This is a genomic window from Flexivirga alba (genome assembly GCF_042661025.1).
Lineage (GTDB): Bacteria > Actinomycetota > Actinomycetes > Actinomycetales > Dermatophilaceae > Flexivirga > Flexivirga alba.
On sequence record NZ_JBHSWH010000001.1, the window covers coordinates 1,433,089 to 1,451,205 of the forward strand.

At 66.6% G+C, this 18,117-nt stretch carries 10 protein-coding genes; 8 read left to right on the forward strand and 2 right to left on the reverse strand.

What is annotated here, in order from left to right; genetic code table 11:
* Positions 1-5: 5 nt before the first annotated feature.
* From ACFQDH_RS07005 to ACFQDH_RS07035, 7 genes are all read left to right on the forward strand, one after another.
* A complete protein-coding gene (locus ACFQDH_RS07005) occupies positions 6-746 on the forward strand; it encodes an enoyl-CoA hydratase/isomerase family protein (protein ID WP_382399790.1) in 741 nt (246 codons plus the stop codon).
* Positions 743-1,588, forward strand: coding sequence for a 3-hydroxyacyl-CoA dehydrogenase family protein (locus ACFQDH_RS07010; protein WP_382399792.1), 846 nt, complete (start codon positions 743-745; stop codon positions 1,586-1,588). Before ACFQDH_RS07005 ends, ACFQDH_RS07010 begins: the two co-directional genes overlap by 4 nt.
* Positions 1,589-1,855: 267 nt before the next feature.
* Positions 1,856-3,430 carry a putative Ig domain-containing protein gene (locus ACFQDH_RS07015; RefSeq protein WP_382399794.1) on the forward strand — a complete coding sequence of 525 codons (1,575 nt, stop codon included), beginning with the start codon at positions 1,856-1,858 and terminating at the stop codon, positions 3,428-3,430.
* Positions 3,367-6,696, forward strand: coding sequence for a beta strand repeat-containing protein (locus ACFQDH_RS07020; RefSeq protein WP_382404825.1), 3,330 nt, complete (start codon positions 3,367-3,369; stop codon positions 6,694-6,696). The genes ACFQDH_RS07015 and ACFQDH_RS07020 overlap by 64 nt, the downstream gene beginning before the upstream one ends.
* Positions 6,630-9,890, forward strand: a complete 3,261-nt coding sequence (locus ACFQDH_RS07025; RefSeq protein ID WP_382399796.1) for a beta strand repeat-containing protein — start codon at positions 6,630-6,632, stop codon at positions 9,888-9,890. Before ACFQDH_RS07020 ends, ACFQDH_RS07025 begins: the two co-directional genes overlap by 67 nt.
* A complete protein-coding gene (locus tag ACFQDH_RS07030) occupies positions 9,891-11,384 on the forward strand; it encodes an O-antigen ligase family protein (RefSeq protein ID WP_382399798.1) in 1,494 nt (497 codons plus the stop codon).
* Complete coding sequence (locus ACFQDH_RS07035) at positions 11,384-11,665, forward strand: tetratricopeptide repeat protein (protein ID WP_382404826.1); 282 nt, start codon at positions 11,384-11,386, stop codon at positions 11,663-11,665. Before ACFQDH_RS07030 ends, ACFQDH_RS07035 begins: the two co-directional genes overlap by 1 nt.
* Before the next feature lie 85 nt (positions 11,666-11,750).
* On the opposite strand, the gene ACFQDH_RS07040 is transcribed toward ACFQDH_RS07035, so the two are convergent.
* Positions 11,751-13,244 carry a hypothetical protein gene (locus tag ACFQDH_RS07040; RefSeq protein WP_382399800.1) on the reverse strand — a complete coding sequence of 498 codons (1,494 nt, stop codon included), beginning with the start codon at positions 13,242-13,244 and terminating at the stop codon, positions 11,751-11,753.
* A gap of 50 nt (positions 13,245-13,294) precedes the next feature.
* Positions 13,295-16,309 (reverse strand): putative Ig domain-containing protein, encoded by a 3,015-nt coding sequence (locus ACFQDH_RS07045; RefSeq protein ID WP_382399802.1) that lies wholly within the window; start codon positions 16,307-16,309, stop codon positions 13,295-13,297.
* Between the two features lie 248 nt (positions 16,310-16,557).
* On the opposite strand from ACFQDH_RS07045, the gene ACFQDH_RS07050 reads away from it, so the two are divergent.
* On the forward strand, positions 16,558-18,063 hold the full coding sequence (locus ACFQDH_RS07050; protein WP_382399804.1) for a hypothetical protein: 1,506 nt from the start codon (positions 16,558-16,560) through the stop codon (positions 18,061-18,063).
* Positions 18,064-18,117: the final 54 nt, after the last annotated feature.

Here is an 18,117-nt window from a genome sequence, read left to right on the forward strand (position 1 = left end):
CAGCTTTGAGTGCCGTCGAGCTCGATGAGCGAGACGACCGTGTCGTCATACGACTCAATCGGCCGGAGGTGCGCAACGCCATCGACGCCGACACGGTCGCGGCGCTGCACGAGGCATGTGCGCTGTTGGAGCAACAGCCGCGGATCGCGCTGATCACTGGCAGCGGAGGGATATTCGCTGCTGGAGCTGACATCGGACAACTGCGTGAGCGGCGCCGTGACGATGCCCTGCGTGGCATCAACTCCGGCATCTTCGACCGGATCCGCAAGCTGCCGATGCCGGTCATCGCTCTCATCGACGGCTACGCCCTCGGCGGTGGCGCAGAGCTGGCCTACGCCTGCGATTTCCGGATCGGCACTCCGTCGGTGAAGATCGGCAACCCCGAGCCCGGGCTCGGCATACTGGCTGCTGCCGGTGCGTCGTGGCGGCTGGCCGAGCTGGTCGGGGAGCCGCTGGCCAAGGAGATCCTGCTGGCTGGGCGGGTGTTGACCGCTGAAGAGGCACTGGGTTGCCGGCTGCTCAACGACATCGTGGAGCCGGACGACCTCCTCGCGGCCGGTATGGCGCTCGCTGACCGGATCGCCCGGCAGGCGCCGCAAGCCGTTCGGCTGACCAAGTCGGTCTTCCACGCGCCGCGCGAGGCGCACCCGCTGATCGACGACATCGCGCAGGCGGTCCTCTTCGAGACCGAGGACAAGTACGACCGGATGACCGCATTCCTGGAGCGGAAGGATCGCAAGAAGTGACGAACAACGTTCTGCCAGAACGAATCGGTGTCATCGGTGCCGGCCGGATGGGTGCCGGCATCGCGCACGCGTTCCTGCTCGGCGGCGCCGACGTCGTGGTGGTCGAGAGCTCGGACGACGCTGCCGCCGCGGGCCGGGAGCGGATCGAGGGTAGCCTGGCGAAATCAGCGGAACGAGGTCAGACCCAGCACGGCGAGCTCAGCACCGCGACCGACCGGCAGGCGCTGGCCGGTTGCGGGCTCATCATCGAGGCAGTGCCCGAGGACGCCGACCTGAAGGCAACGGTCCTGGGCGAGGTCGCCGGCATCGCGCCGGACGCGATGCTCGGCACCAACACCAGTTCCCTGTCGGTGACCGACCTGGCGCGGCGCCTGCCGAAGCCCGAGCAGGTCATCGGGCTGCACTTCTTCAACCCCGTCCCGAGCAGCTCGCTGGTCGAGATCGTCGTGGCAGAGACGACCGCCGACGAGTTGGTCACCGCCGCGCAGGGCTGGGTGGCCGCGATCGGCAAAACCGCTGTCACAGTGAAGGATTCGCCGGGCTTCGCGAGTAGCCGTCTCGGTGTCGCCATCGCGCTGGAAGCGATGCGGATGGTCGACGAAGGTGTCGCGAGCGCGCAGGACATCGACTCCGCGATGGAGCTGGGATACCGGCACCCGGTCGGCCCGCTGAAGACCACCGATCTGGTCGGCCTCGACGTGCGCCTGGCGATCGCCGAGCATCTCGAGCGCGAGCTCGGCCCCCGTTTTGCCCCGCCGCAGGTGCTGCGCGACAAGGTCGCCGCCGGCCACCTCGGCCGCAAGACCGGTCAGGGTTTCTACGACTGGACGTCCGAGGCATAACGCGACCGGGGCCATGCAGATGGCGTGAGCCTTCAAAACGACAGGAACTTGCCACCCTTCCCAATGTGTGCAAGACGCGGGTGGACGGTTGCGGTCCGCGCGTACGCTCCGATCGATTTCATTGGATGAACGATCGTCGGCTCGGCAGCCGCGGATTGGGCGTGCATTATGTGTCTTGCTCGTCGTGGTGTGTTGGTGTGGTTGACGGTCGTGGTCACGGTTATGGCATTGGGGGGACTGGGGTCCCCGGCTGCGCGAGCAGCGGGTATGGCGACAGCAGCCGCGGCGTCGGGTTCTGTGCCTGGTTCTGGCATGGCTGCGGCCTCTACGTCTGTGACGTCGGGTGCTGCGTGTTTGGTGTCGTTGTCTCCGGCGCGGGTGTTGGATACCCGGTTGGGGGTCGGTGCGCCGAAGGGGCGTCCGGCCGCGGGTGCGACGACGACGTTGTCGGTTGCCGGGCATGGGGGTGTGCCGGCCACCGGCGTCGCCGCGGTGGTGGTGAATGTGACGGTTGCGGACACGGCCGGGCCGGGGTACGTGACGGTGTGGCCGGCGGGTGCTTCGCGTCCGACCGCGTCGAACCTGAACTACGTCAAGGGCCAGGTGGTCGCCAACCAGGTCATCACCAAGGTCGGCACCGGCGGGGCGATCGCCTTGTATGACGGGGTCTCGGCCACCGACCTGATCGTGGATGTCACCGGGTACTACCCGACCGGGTCGGCATACAACCCGCTGGTGCCGACCCGGGTGCTGGACACCAGACCGGGCAGTGAGCCGGGTGCGAAATCGACCACGAAACTGGTGTTGACCGGCAAGGGCGGTGTCCCGGCCACCGGGGTCGCTGCGGTGGTCCTGAACGTGACCGCGGTGAACCCGGCCGGTCCGGGGTTTGTGACCGTGTACCCGGCCGGGGTGACCCGCCCGAACGCGTCGAACCTGAACTACACCAAAGGGGCCGTGGTCCCGGCCATGGTCATCGCGACCCTGGGCACCGGCGGCGCGATCGACTTGTACACCCTGGACAGCACCGACCTGATCGTGGACGTCGCGGGCTGGATCCCGACCGGCACGGACTACCACCCGGTCACCCCGGCCCGGGTACTGGACACCCGGTCCGGGCTCGGCGCGGCCAAGAAGAAAGTCCCCGGCAACTCCGCGATCAGTGTGCAAGTCGCCGGGCAGGGCGGCATACCCGCGACCGGGGTCGCCGCCGTCGAGGCGAACGTGACCGTCGTCGGCCCTTCACAGGCCGGGTTCATCACCGCGTACCCGTCCGGGACGACCCGACCCACCGCGTCGATGCTGAACTACGACACTGGTCAGATCGTGGCGAACTCGGTCACCATCAAACTCGGCGCTGACGGGAAACTCGCTCTCTACACCGGGTGGGGCACCACCGACCTCATCCTGGACATCACCGGATACTGGACCACCACCACACCGCCACCACCGGCGGTGAAGATCACCACCACGTCGCTGCCGGGCGGGACCGTCGCCGCGGCATACTCCACGACCCTTGCCGCGACCGGTGGGACGACCCCGTACACGTGGTCCGCGACCGGGCTACCCGCTGGACTAACGCTGGCTCCGTCGACCGGGAAGATCACCGGGACTCCCACTACGGCGGCGACCTCGGCCGTAGCTGTCACCGTCAAGGATGCGGCGGGTAAGACCGCGACTGCGTCATTGAGCCTGGTGGTGGCGTCTGCGCCGGTGGCGTTGAAGGTGACCACGTCGAGCCTGCCCGGTGGCACGGTCGGTGCTGGTACTCGACCACTCTGGCCGCGACCGGTGGGACGACTCCGTACACGTGGTCGGCGACCGGGCTACCCGCTGGAATGACGCTGGCGCCGTCGACCGGGAAGATCACCGGGACTCCCACTACAGCGGCGACCTCGGCCGTAGCTGTCACCGTCAAGGATGCGGCGGGTAAGACTGCGACTGCGTCGCTGAGCCTGGTGGTGGCGTCTGCGCCGGTGGCGTTGAAGGTGACCACGTCGAGCCTGCCCGGTGGCACGGTCGGTGCTGCGTACTCGACCACTCTGGCCGCGACCGGCGGGAACACTCCGTACACGTGGTCGGCGACCGGGCTACCCGCTGGAGTGACGCTGGCGCCGTCGACCGGAAAGATCACGGGCACACCGACCACGGCAGCGACCTCCACCGTAGCTGTCACCGTCAAGGACGCGGCGGGTAAGACTGCGACTGCGTCGCTGAGCCTGGTGGTGGCGCCTGCGCCGGTGGCGTTGAAGATCACCACGTCGAGCCTGCCCGGTGGCACGGTCGGTGCCACGTACTCCACGACCCTGGCCGCGACCGGCGGCACCACTCCGTACACGTGGTCGGCGACCGGGCTTCCGGCCGGGCTGTCACTGGACGCTGGCACGGGGAAGGTCACCGGGACTCCCACTGCGGCAGCGACGTCGAGCGTGACGGTCACAGTCAAGGACGCGGCGGGAAAGACTGCGACTGCGTCGCTGAGCCTGGTTGTCGCGCCTGCCGCGTTGAAGGTCACCTCGACTGCGTTACCGGGCGGCATGGTGGGCGCCTCCTACACGGCGTCGCTGACGGCGTTGGGTGGGACCACGCCCTACACATGGTCGGCGACCGGACTACCGGCCGGGCTGACCCTCGCGCCGGCCACCGGGAAGATCACCGGCACCCCCACGGCGGCCGCAACCTCCACCGTGACAGTCGCCGTCAAAGACGCGGGCGGGGTAACTGCCAACGCCGCTCTGAGCCTGGTCATTGCTCCGGCGGCGTTGAAGATCACCATCACGAGCCTGGCCGGCGGGACGGTCGGTGCGTCCTACTCGACCACGCTCGCCGCTACTGGTGGCACGACTCCTTACACGTGGTCGGCGATTGGCCTGCCGACTGGGTTGACGCTGAATGCGGGCACTGGCAAAGTCACCGGCACCCCAACCACCGCGGCGACCTCGAGCGTGGTGGTGACGGTCAAGGACGCGGGTGGTATGACGGCCAACGCCTCCCTGAGCTTGGTGGTCGCCCCCGCGTTGGTCAGGCAACCCGACATCCGGGGAACCGTCACGTCGGCCGCTACCGGCGCGCCCATTGGCGGTGTTGTCGTGATGACGGGCGACGGTTTGCAGACTACGACTGCGGCCGACGGCACCTATGCCTTCAGCGGCCTGGCGGTGGGCTATTACCAAATCTGCTTCAACGCGCAGGGCGTGGCGTCGGCTCCCGACGGCGGTTACGTGAGCGTGTGTGACTTCAATGGATTCGAGCTGAGCGCGACGCCGGACCACGTGGCCGACAAGGCACTAGCATCGGGTGGTGCGGTGTCGGGGACCGTGACGTCCGCGACTGGATCCTCGGGGGTGGGCGGCGTGAAAGTGTGGGTTTACGACAACAGCACGGGAAATATCGCCACTCCGTTCGGCAACGCCACGACAGCCAGCAACGGCACATACACGTTCAACGGCGTCACCCCCGACCCGTCTCGGTACGGCGTGTGTTTCGACGCCTCCGCGGGCACCGGCGGCCCGTCGCAGGCCGGCTACCTGTCGCAGTGTTACAAGAACGTGCCGTGGAACGGCCAGTGGTACGACGTGCCGTCCGGCACGTCCCGCGTGCCGACCGTCAAGGGCTCCACCACCCCCGGCATCGATGCCTCGGTCACTTCCGGCTCCGGGATCTCCGGGAAGGTCACCGCGGCGCCCGGTGGCGCCGGCCTGGCTGGTGTCGATGTGGCGGTCTACGACAGCACTGGCAATCAAATTGACTCAGTGACGACTGTGGCCTCCGGTGGATATTCGATGACAGGTATCCCGGCAGGTAGCTACACAGTCTGCTTCGCCGCGGGAGACGTTTCGGGCGGTTCGTCGACCACGGGGTATCTGTCGCAGTGTTACAACGGGGTCGCCTGGGACGGCTCCTCGACAATGCCGAGCGGTGCGACGCGGGTCACCGCGAGCGCTGGCTCGACGAAGACCGGCGTGAACGCCGCGTTGGTGTCAGCCCCTGGCATCACCGGGACCGTGACGGCAGCATCCGGGGGTGCCGGCCTGAGTGGCGTCTGGGTGTACGCGTTCGATTCCTCCGGGAACGACATCGGCCAGACCACGACCGGCTCGTCCGGCACCTACGCGATAACTGATCTTCCGGCCGGGAACTACACCGTCTGCTTCGACTCCTCGAATGCATCGGGCGGCTCGTCGGTCACCGGATATCTGTCGCAGTGCTACCAGAACGTCCCGTGGGACGACTCCTGGAGCGATATTCCGTCGGGCACACCGGTGACGGCGAAGGTCGGTTTGACCGGCATCAACGCCTCGCTGGCATCAGCGGGCGGGATCTCCGGCACGGTGAGCGCGGCATCCGATGGCGCGAAGGTGAGCGGCGCGACTGTGCAGGCGTATGACGCCAACGGCAGCTCCATCGGCACGGAGCCGACCACGGCTACGAACGGCACCTATACCGTGGCCGGACTGGCGACGGGAACCTACACCATCTGTTTCAGCGCGTCCGATGCTTCCGGTGGCTCGTCGACCTCCGGCTACCTGTCGCAGTGCTATCGGGGCATCGCCTGGGACGGTTCGTCAGCGCCACCCGCCGGCACTTCAGCCGTGCCTGTCACTGCCGGTTCGGTCAAGCCCGGCGTCGATGCGGCGTTGAAGTCCGCGGCCGGCATCTCCGGCACCGTCACTTCTGGCGGCGCCGGGGTCGGCGGCGTGAACGTGGAGGTGTTCAACAGCGCAGGCAACCAAGTCGACAGCGCCGCGACAGGCACCACCGGCGGTTTCTCGGTGCTGGGGTTGCCGACCGGCAGCTACACGGTCTGCTTCGACGCCAGGTACGCAACCGGAGGCGGGTCGGCCGCCGGGTATTTGTCCCAGTGCTACAACGGCATCGCCTGGAGCGACCCATCCTCCGACGCCCCGCCGTCCGGCACAACAGCGGTCTCGGTGACTGCGGGGTCGACACACTCAGGACTGAATGCGACGCTGACCGCCGCGGGGGTGTCTCGGGGACCGTCACCTCCAGCGGGTCCGGGCTCGCCCAGGTATCCGTCGATGTGTATGACAAGAACGGCAACTGGGTCGCGAACAGTTACACCGATTCGGCGGGTGCCTACACGATGAAACCCCTCCCGGCGGGGAGTTACACGGTGTGTTTCGACGCCTCCTATGCGTATGGCGGGACGTCAACCACCGGCTACGCATCGCAGTGCTACGCCGGCGTGCCGTGGACCAGCGGGAACAACCCACCGGCCGGCACGACGGCGGTTGCGGTCACGTCCGGGTCCATCCATTCCGGGGTGAATGCCACCCTGAGCGCTGCCGGCGGGATATCCGGCACCGTGACCGATGCGGCCGGCGGCGCCGACCTCACCGACGTCACGGTGAATGTGTATGACGGCAGCGGCAACGCGGTCAGCTCGGCATCCACCGACGGCGCCGGCACCTACACCGCAGGCGGCATTCCGGCTGGCAGCTACACGGTTTGCTTCACACCGGCCTCCGACTCGGGCGGTTCGTCCGCCACTGGTTATGTGCCACAGTGCTACAAGAACGTGCCGTGGGACGGTTCGTCGAGCGATCTTCCGTCGGGGACGACGCCAGTGTCGGCGACCACGGGCACCACACACTCCGGGATCGACGCAGCACTCGGCTCGGCAGCAGGGATCTCGGGCCGAGTGACCGCTGCTACCGGGGGCGCGGCGCTCGGCAACGCGACGGTCGCCGTCTTCACCAGGGGCAAGAGCTTGGTGACCACGGCATCGACGGACTCGTCCGGGTCTTACACCGTCGGCGGTTTGCAGTCGGGCAGCTACTACGTCTGCTTCGATGCCGCGGGAGCGGCGGGCGGACCGTCGACCGCCGGTTATGTTGACCAGTGCTTCAACGGTGTCGTTTGGGACGGAGCGTACGACCCGGAGTCGATGCCCTCAGGGATGACTGCGGTCTCAACGACGACGGGAACCGTAACGGCGGGCGTGAGCGCAGCGCTGACCTCCGACGCGGCTATCACCGGGACGGTGACAGCCGCATCCGACGGTTCGCCGGTGAGTGAGGTGTGGGTCTACGCATACGACTCCAGCGGCAATCAGCTCACCCAGACGACGACCGGCGGCGACGGCACCTACACGCTGAGTGGCCTAGCGGCTGGGACGGACACGGTCTGCTTCGACCCGTCGCAGGCGACGGGTGAGACGGCGTCCACGGCGTTCGTCGCCCAGTGTTACAACGACGTCGCCTGGGCTGCTGGCGCCAACCCGCCTTCGGACGCCTCGCCCGTGTCGGTGATCACTGGTGCGGTTGCTTCGGGTATCAACGCCCCACTCAAGTCGGTCACGGCCTCGATCAAGGGGCTCATCACCGACAGTAGCGGCGGCGGAGTGAAGGGTGCGCAGGCATATATCTACGACGGTTCCGGCTATCAGGTCGCGAACGTGACCACAAGCGTGACCGGCGCCTATTCGGTGCCGACGCTGCCGGCCGGTTCCTACACGGTTTGCTTCGATGCACGGGATGCAACCGGATCGTCGGCCACCGGCTATCTCTCGCAGTGCTACAAGGCTGTCCCGTGGAGTAATCCCTCTTCCGGTGCATTGCCCGCGGGGACCACAGCCGTTGCGGTGACCTCGGGCGCAGTCCAGACCGTCAACGCGACCCTGGCACCCGCAGGCGCCATCGCTGGAACGACGACCGCTGCCACCGGTGGCGGCGGTGTGGTGTCCGGGGTGACCGTCACGGTGTACGACGGGAACGGCGATTGGCTGCAAAATACGTATACGGACCCGGATGGCACCTACTCGATCACCGGCCTCGCGACCGGCACCTACACCGTCTGCTTCGACACCTCCTATGCCTCCGGTGGCTCGTCGAAGACCGGCTACCTTTCACAGTGCTACAACGACCCGAGCGGGACGGGCACCTCGACACCTCCCGTGTCGGTGACCTCCGGCGCGACGACTGGCGGCATCGACGCGGCACTGGCGCCCGCTGGAGCGATCGCCGGGACAGTGACGGACACCTCGGGCCACGGTGTCAGTGGCGCAACCGTCTACGTCTACGACCAGTCGGGCAATCGGCTCTATGAAGCGACCACGACGACCGGCCTGAACGGCACGTATGCCGCGACGGGCCTGACTACCGGCAGCTACACGGTGTGTTTCGACGCCTCGGGTGCCTCCGGCGGCTCATCGGTCACCGGCTACCTGTCGCAGTGTTACAAGGACGTGTCCTGGGACGGTTCGTCGACCCTGCCGAGCGGTACGACCTCCGTACCCGTGACTGCTGGATCCACGAAATCCGGGGTGAACGCTTCGCTGACAGCGGGTGCCGCGATCTCCGGGACGGTCATCGGCTCCGTTGGCGGCGCGGCGCTCAGCGATGTCGGCATACATGTCTTCGACTCCACTAAGACCGAAGTGGCATACGCATCAACCGGATCCACCGGTGCCTATACAGTCCGCGGACTGCCGACCGGCACCTACACGGTCTGCTTCAACGGCTCGGCCGGCACCGGCGCCGGCTCGACCGGGGGCTTCCTTGATGAGTGCTACAAGAACCTCACGTGGTACGGCTCGCGGTCATCTCTGCCAGCCGGCACGACGCCGGTGTCGGCAACGGCGGGATCGGCCACCTCCGGCATCAATGCCACGCTGCCGCTCGCGGCAGGCATCTCCGGGACGGTCACCGCCGGCGGCAACGCGGTCGCCGGCGTGACGGCCGAGGTGTTCGACTCCAGCGGCACCTACCTGACCAGCGCGACGACCGACGCCTCCGGCGACTACACGCTGACCGGGCTCTCGGCAGGCAGTGACACCGTGTGCTTCCAGGCCTCTCAGGCGACGGGCGCGCCGGCGACAGGGTATCTGTCGCAGTGCTACAAGGGCATTGCCTGGGACGGGTCGTCGGCTCCACCGAGCGGCACCACATCCGTGACAGCCAGCACCGGGTCGACCCAGCGCAACATCAACGCCTCGTTGACCACCGCGGCCGGGATATCCGGGACAGTCACCGCAGCGGCGGACTCGGGGGCGCTGGCCGATGTGACGGTCGACGTCTACGGCAGCGGCAGCACGCTTATCGGTCAGGCCACGACCGACTCGAGCGGCGCTTACACGGTCGGCGGGTTGTCGGCGGGCAGCGAGACTGTGTGCTTCGACGCATCGGGGGCATCGGGTTCGTCGACCACCGGCTACCAGTCGCAGTGCTACAACGGCGTGGCCTGGGACGGCTCGGCAACGCTGCCCACCGGAACGACATCCGTCACGACGACTGACGGAACTACCAAGTCGGGCATCGACGCGAAGCTGGCAGCCGGGTAGGTGGCGGCTGACATTTCGACTATTGCGGTCTGGCGGACTTACCTCCGCCGGGCCGCAGCCGTGCTGCTTGCCGGCATACCCCTCGCGATCCTTCCGGGTGCCGAAAACCGTTTCGTCTTCGGCAGATTGGTCGTTGCGGCGTTCGCCGCGCTGCTGCTGCTCGCGATACCTGGAGCGGGTCGGTTGCCGCGCTGGATGTGGCTGTCGATCGGTGCGGCGACGCTGGTGACTGGCATCGCTGGTGTGTTCGGCGCCGACGTTTCGACCGCGTGGTGGGGGCGCGGTCAGGTGTATGACGGTGCCCCTTTCCTCGTGCTGTGCCTAATCGTCGCGATGGGGGCGGCACGGCACCTGGGGCCGCACGGCGAGCCTGGCGATCGGGAGCTCTTCCTCAACGCGATGGCGGTCGTCGCACTGGTGGTGGCACTGCTCGCGATCGTCGAGGCGACGGGGTTGCGCCCGTTGAGCACCGATGCGAGTAGGCCAGGTTCATTCCTCGGCAACGCCAGCGACGAAGGATCGTTCGCCCTGTTGTATGGCGGGGTGCTGCTGGTTGCAGCCATGAACCGGCGTCGGCCATTGCTCATTGCGGGTGGCGTGGCGACTGGCGTCACGGTCCTCTTGTCCGGGTCGCGCGGTGCATGGATCGGGCTCCTCGTGCTGCTCGGGGTGGCAGCACTGTTGGCCGGTCGCCGTGCCCCGGTCGTAAGTGCGTTCGCTGGGCTGGTTGCGGTGGTCGCCGTCTTCCTCGACCCGGTGACTCGTGGGCGGCTGCTCGGCGGGGGACTGGCGCATCAGACCGCGTCCGGTCGCGTGATGCTGTGGCAGGAGTCGCTCAGTCTCTGGACGCACCACCCCATCCTGGGCGTCGGGCCGAGCCAGTTCGAGAACGCGATCGTTGGCCGGCACACGTTGGCCTGGCAGCAGCGAGTCGGCCCGCAGAATCCGCCGGCGACCCCGCACAACTTGGTCCTCCAGCTGTTACTCGCTGGCGGCCCGGTCCTGCTGGCCGTTCTCGCGTATGTCGCCTGGCGGGTCTATCGGTGTGCGCGCAAACAGAGCAGTTGGGGCACTTCGGTAGTGGTCGCTCTTGCGGCATACCTGACCGCTTTGATGTTCACCTTCCCCACGCCGGCGGTCATGCTGCCGGCGGTGGTGCTCGTCGCAAGCGTCACGTCAGTCCCGGTCGCGGCGACGGCCGCGTGGCAGCAGGTGGTCGAGTGGGGATTCGCCACTCTCGCAGCGGGTTTGGCGGTTGTCTTCGTGCTGGCGTCGGCCTCCGAGATCGAGATCAAGGCCGGTATGACGCACTCGCGCACAAATCACCGACTCGTGCGCAGGCCGCGTTCGCGACGGCGCACGACCTGCGCTGGTGGGACCCGGACCTCGACGGGCAGGTCTTCCACGCGCTCGTCGCGGCCGGTCCGGGCGCCACGGCGCAAGCGTGGCAATGGGACGGTCGGCTCGGTGCGGCCGCTGACGACATACAGGTGATGCAGGACCGCGCCGCGTTGCGTCTGAACACCGGCAAGTATGCCGACGCGATCGCCATCCTCGACCCGGCGCTGCAGCGTGACCGTTTCAACCCTCAGCTGCTCACAATGCGAGGCGTCGCGTATGCCGCGTCCGGCAACTACCCGGCCGCTCGCCCCGACCTTGAAGAGTCGGTGCGCGTCGATTCGTCCTCAAAGTCCACCTGGCACGACCTGTCCATGCTTTACGCAGAGCTCGGGTTGCCCGCGCTCGCGGCTCAGGCGGCAAGACGCGCCAGCTGACGCGTCCTTGTTCCGGGACCACTTCGGTAGGCCGCGGCTTCCGCGCGGTCCCTGCCGTGACCGCTTGACAGGTTTCCGTGGCCGTTCACGCTCGGCCAATGAGCGCGTTCCCACTCCGGTCGACGGCGGCGCAGAAGGTGCTCGACGGGCACGACACTGATTCAAGCTCGTTGTTGGGGTCGATGTTCTTCGGTGTGGTCCAGGTGGTCCCGTTGTAGGTGAGTACGTTCCCCTTTCCGTCGACGGCGGCGCAGAAGGTGCTGGACGGGCACGACACTGATTCAAGCTCGTTGTTGGGGTCGATGCTGGTCGGTGTGGTCCAGGTGGTCCCGTTGTAGGTGAGTACGTTCCCATTCCAGTCGACGGCGGCGCAGAAGGTGCTGGACGGGCAGGACACCGAGGACAGGGTCTTGGAATCGGAATCGATGTTCTTGGGTGTGGTCCAGGTGGTGCCGTTGTAGGTGAGTACGTTCCCGGCGTTGTCGACGGCGGCGCAGAAGGTGCTGGACGGGCAGGACAACGCGTCGAGGATCAGATAGAAGGTGCCAGTGGGGTCGATGCTGGTCGGTGTGGTCCAGGTGGTGCCGTTGTAGGTGAGCGCGTTCCCGGCGTTGTCGACGGCGGCGCAGAAGGTGCTGGAGGGGCACGACACCGATGTCAGCCAATTGTTTGGGTCGATGTTCTTGGGTGAGCTCCAAGTGGTCCCGTTGTAGGTGAACGCGTTCCCGGCGTTGTCGATGGCCGCGCAGAAGGTGCTGGACGGGCAGGACGCTGCGCCCAGGTGGTAGGTGCTGGGGTCAATGTTCTTGGGTGTGGTCCAGGTGGTCCCGTTGTAGGTCGGCACGTTCCCGTAGGAGTCGACGGTGGCGCAGAAGGTGCTGGACGGGCAGGACACCGAGGACAGGGTTTTGGAATCGGAATCGATGTGCTTGGGTGTGGTCCAGGTGGTGCCGTTGTAGGTGAGTACGTTCCCGTTTCCGTCGACGGTGGCGCAGAAGGTGCTGGACGGGCAGGACACTGAGGCCGGCACGCCGCCAGTGGGGTCGATGTTCTTGGTGGTCCAGGTGGTGCCGTTGTAGGTGAGTACGTTCCCACCTCCGTCGACGGTGGCGCAGAAGATGCTGGACGGGCAGGACACCGAGGTCAGGATGAGGCCGTTGGGGTCGATGCTCTTGGGTGTGGTCCAGGTGGTCCCGTTGTAGGTGAGTACGTTCCCATTCCAGTCGACGGCCGCGCAGAAGGTGCTCGACGGGCACGACACCGAGGTCAGGCCGCCGCCAGTGGGGTCGATGTTCTTGGGTGTGGTCCAGGTGGTGCCGTTGTAGGTGAGCACGTTCCCGTAGGAGTCGACGGCCGCGCAGAAGGTGCTCGACGGGCACGACACCGAGGTCAGGCCGCCGCCGTTGGGGTCGATGTTCTTGGGTGTGGTCCAGGTGGTGCCGTTGTAGGTGAGCACGTTCCCGTAGGAGTCGACGGCCGCGCAGAAGGTGCTCGACGGGCACGACACCGAGGTCAGGCCGCCGCCAGTGGGGTCGATGTTCTTGGGTGTGGTCCAGGTGGCGCCGTTGTAGGTGAGCACATTCCCGGCGTAGTCAACGGCGGCGCAGAAGGTGCCGGACGGGCACGATATCAATGCAAGCCAGTTGTTGGGATCGACGCTTGTTGGTGTGGTCCAAGTGGTGCCGTTGTAGGTGAGCGCGTTCCCGCCCGAGTCAACGGCAGCGCAGAACCCTCTGGACGGGCACGACACCGAAAGGATGTTGCCACTTCCGTGGAGGTCAAGGGGGCGGGTGCACTCCATACCAGGGGCTTTGATGGGGTGGCGGAGCTGATGGCGAGATCAGTGTTGGTGCTACTGCTGTGGTCTGTTTTGTCCGTGACGGTCAGGCTGACTGAACGGGCGCCGACGGTGGTGGGGACACCGGTGATGGTGCCGGTTGTTGCGTTGAGAGTGAGGCCGGCGGGCAATCCGGTTGCCGTCCAGGTGTAGGGCGGTGTGCCGCCGGTCGCTGCCAAGGTTGCGGCATACGCGGTCCCGACCGTGCCGGTCGGCAGATTTACGGTAGCGATCGACAAAGGGGAGGTTGGAGGTGTGGGGGCACTGGAAAGCGTGATGAGGCGTTTGGACCAGATGGTGCCGGAAGCGAGAGTGGTCTTTGGGCCGTCGTTCCAGAAGCAGGCGAGGCAGGCGCCGATGGAAGCGTCGACTTTCCCGTCGAGGGTTGCCCAGGGGTTCCCACCTGCGTTCTCGGTGGCTGTGAGCGTCGGAGTCAGGGTGCCAGTGATGCCTGCTGCGTCGTCGAGACTCACCGTCACTGGCAGGTGTCCAGTAAGGGTTGCCGATGCCTTGGCCGCGCTGAGCTGGAGCGGTGTCGTGCTGGCAGTGCAGTAGTTCGTCGGTAATCCGTGGCCGGCGTGCCAGTAGTAGGAGGTCGAGCATTCCAGAGTTGCTGAGGTGTCGACTGTGATGCCGGCGGTCGCGTCCAGATCGATGGACGGTTTCGCATCGAACACGACAGCGCCGAGGTCCCCGGCGGGCACTGCGCGGGTGATTTCGGGCAGCGTCAGACTGCAGTGCCCTGTCGCAGTGATGGAGGAGTCGAATCCGATTTTGATCGAGCCGTCCAGTGCCACGTATGCGGTGTCCAGTCCGCCCGTGCCGACGTAGACGTTTCCGATCTGGATGAGCGGGTGCTTCCAGATTGCAGTGAGTTCAGGAGTGAGCGTGGTGGTGAGGGTGACTTCGGCTTGGGCGGTTACGTTGCCGTCGCACTTCACCGTGGCAGCGGTCTTCACCGGGGTGCCGTTGGCGACGGGTTTGCCGTCGATCCAGGTCTTCACTCCGGCGGGTGTTTTTCCTGCTGTTGTGCTGGTTGTTCCCGATGTTTGGATGGTGCCGGAGTTGTAGGCCTGTGCTGGTGTTCCGGGGGTGACCTGGGAGACGGTGTTGCCGCTGGTGTCAGTGGTCGTCGAGTTCACGATATCGATGGCCCCGGAAGGGGTGTCGGCCGTTACGGGTAGGACGAGGACATTACTGTTCGTGACCGTGACGCCGTTCGTGGTCACCGCGGCGATTGCTCCGGCACTGTCCCGGGCGACGTTGACCAGTTGGTTGCTGGTGAGGTGGATGGTATTCACGCCGTTGTCGGTGACTGAGCAGGCTTGCCCTTGGCATTGGGTGGGAACCGCGGTCGGTACGGCGATCGTGATTTTCTCCTGGGTAGTGCGCCCGGCTATGTCGGTGAGGGTGATGGTGCTCGGAGTGGATCCAGTCGCTGTCGGGGTGCCGATGAGGACCCCGGTGGATGAATCCAAGGTGAGTCCGGCAGGTAGCCCGGTTGCGGACCACCGGTACGGCGTGGTGCCGCCAGTGCCGGTGAATTGGACCTGGTATGGGGACCCCGCAACCGCGGATGGCAGGGACGCCGCAGTCGGCGCCGTGATCAACAAGGGTGGCCCGCTGGTCCAGTATCCGGTGATGTCCAGGAGGAGGTCGGTGGTGCCCCACCCGGTGTAGAGAGCGAGTTTCCCGTCAGCGCCGAGTTTGATGGTGACCGAGTTCGCCACGATCTGACCAGTGTCGTAGTTCAGCATCGACGCGGTGGGTCGGGTCGTCCCGGACGGGTACGCGGTGATGAACCCGGCCTGTGAAGGGCCGACGACGGTCACGTTCGCCTCGACGGCGGCGACCCCGGTCGCGGGTATGCCGCCCTGCCCGGCGACTTGCACACTGATCGCGGAGTTGCCGGGGACTTTCTTCTTGGCCGCGCCGAGCCCGGACCGGGTGTCCAGTACCCGGGCCGGGGTGACCGGGTGGTAGTCCGTGCCGGTCGGGATCCAGCCCGCGACGTCCACGATCAGGTCGGTGCTGTCCAGGGTGTACAAGTCGATCGCGCCGCCGGTGCCCAGGGTCGCGATGACCATGGCCGGGACCACGGCCCCTTTGGTGTAGTTCAGGTTCGACGCGTTCGGGCGGGTCACCCCGGCCGGGTACACGGTCACAAACCCCGGACCGGCCGGGTTCACCGCGGTCACGTTCAGGACCACCGCAGCGACCCCGGTGGCCGGGACACCGCCCTTGCCGGTCAACACCAGTTTCGTGGTCGATTTCGCACCCGGCTCACTGCCCGGTCTGGTGTCCAGCACCCGGGTCGGCACCAGCGGGTTGTATGCCGACCCGGTCGGGTAGTACCCGGTGACATCCACGATCAGGTCGGTGGCCGAGACCCCGTCATACAAGGCGATCGCCCCGCCGGTGCCGACCTTGGTGATGACCTGGTTGGCGACCACCTGGCCCTTGACGTAGTTCAGGTTCGACGCGGTCGGACGCGAAGCACCCGCCGGCCACACCGTCACGTACCCCGGCCCGGCCGTGTCCGCAACCGTCACATTCACCACCACCGCGGCGACGCCGGTGGCCGGCACACCCCCATGCCCGGCAACCGACAACGTCGTCGTCGCACCCGCGGCCGGGCGCCCCTTCGGCGCACCGACCCCCAACCGGGTATCCAACACCCGCGCCGGAGACAACGACACCAAACCCGGCACCGACGTTGCGGCAGCCGTTGTCGCTGCAGCCGTTGTCGCTGCAGTCGCTCCAGTCGCGACAGAGCCAGACGACGACGCGGACGCTGGCGTCGCCATAGCGAAGATGGCAAGTGCTGCGGTGATTACGCAGGCGAGGACTATGCGTGCCCGCCGTACGCCGACGCGCCAGGAATGAGCGTCAACAGGAGCGGATCGTTGATCAGCTGAAGGCATTGAGTGTCCTTGCGTGAGGCTTGTTGGGCACTGTCCGGTGGCAGCGCTTCAGCATGTCTGTCGACTGTCCAGCAAGCGATGGATCGCGGAAAACTTGCGATCGTTCAGAGTTCGAGAAAGATCATCGTGCTATGCCCTGCGACGCGTATCGTGCGCCCGTGGATACGCTCGCGCGGCAATGGGAACCAGTCCCATGGCTGATGCGGTCATGGCGTCATGCGGCTCCCGATCCTGCGTTGCGCGTGCAGCCGCAGTTAATTGATGCGATGAAGGCTTATCCCGGCGTGCCCAAGTCGCTCGTGCCCGGCACGCTCACCAGATATGAGAAGGGTCAATTCACCCCGCCCTTACCGATTGTGAGTGCACTGGAACAAATCGTCGGCCTGACCGCAGGTGAGATCAGTTCCTATCTCCCGGACGACAAGTACGACACCACAAGCCGCAGCGACCAGTGGGATCTATTGGGGCGTGCGGATACCGCCGATGTAGCCCCGCTCTCAGGGCGCGACTGGCTCGCCCTCGCCAGGTTGATCACCACCGGCCCGCCCCAGTCGCCAGAGCGGACTTCGTTCTGGGCGCACCTGTTGGTCAGCGAGATGTCGAGGTCGATCGGAGCCGGATACCGCTTCCGGATTCGCGCCCTGGAGTTGCTCGCAGCTGACCCAGTGATCGCCGGCCCAGTCGAAGACGCGGTGCGGGATCACTTGGCTGCCTGCGGGCACACCGTGATCGGCGATGCGCTGGCGGCCTTGACCGATGTGCAGCATCCACACGGATTTCTGCTCGCGCTGGACACCTATCGGCAGCTGGACGGGTCGGCGCTGGAAGCAGTTGCGTATGTGCTGGCGGTCGACCTGCGCCGGGACCGCGACCGGTTGGATCAATGGGATCAGATCAAGCGCGTCGTGCGTGATGACGTGACTAGTGGCGCGGATGACCGGCGACTCGCTGCGTTGATTGTGGCTGGCAGTTTCCAACCTTTGCGGTTGTATGAGTTGCTCATGCCACTCAGCGAGGCTCAACGGAAGTTGATCCGGTCCAGCATCGCGAACTCACGCTCGAAAACGCTGTCGTTGGCTGATGCGCGAGCGATGAGGAAAGACGCCGCGAAGCTCGCTCGCGGGGTGGCAGCCGGCGTCACGCCGCGCCTACCAGATGGATTGGGGGTGTGGCTTGAACGACTGCTGATCGATGGTGCCGATCCGTTCACCGCTGCGCTAGTGATTGCTTCGAGCCCCTACAGCCACGCAGTCTCACACGCAGTTGAGGCCTCGGTGCTATCCCCCAAAGCGGCGGGACCCTTGGGCACGGGGTGCCCCTTTCCCTACGCGCCTGTCGCGCTGGGGTCGTGCCAACGCCAGGACCCCGAGACACTCGCCGCGGCATACCGCGACGGCGCTGTCGCTGACAAGCAGCGCTTGCTCGTGCCGCTCGCGCACCATCGGGCGTTCCCCGCTGAGATCGACCTGACGACCGCCATCCGCGAGACAGGATCGCCCTCGCGGGTCATTTACGCGGCAGGCATGTCCGACCATCCCGGGCTTGTGGAGCTCGACGGCGCCGACATTTCCACCGACTTGAAGCGTGCCGCGCAGTGGTGGTCTGAAGGACCAAACCAGCATGCGATGGATCGCTGACAGTAACAATTGCGTGCGGTAAGCCTCCTCGGCTCGCATCGCGCGTGCGCGTCC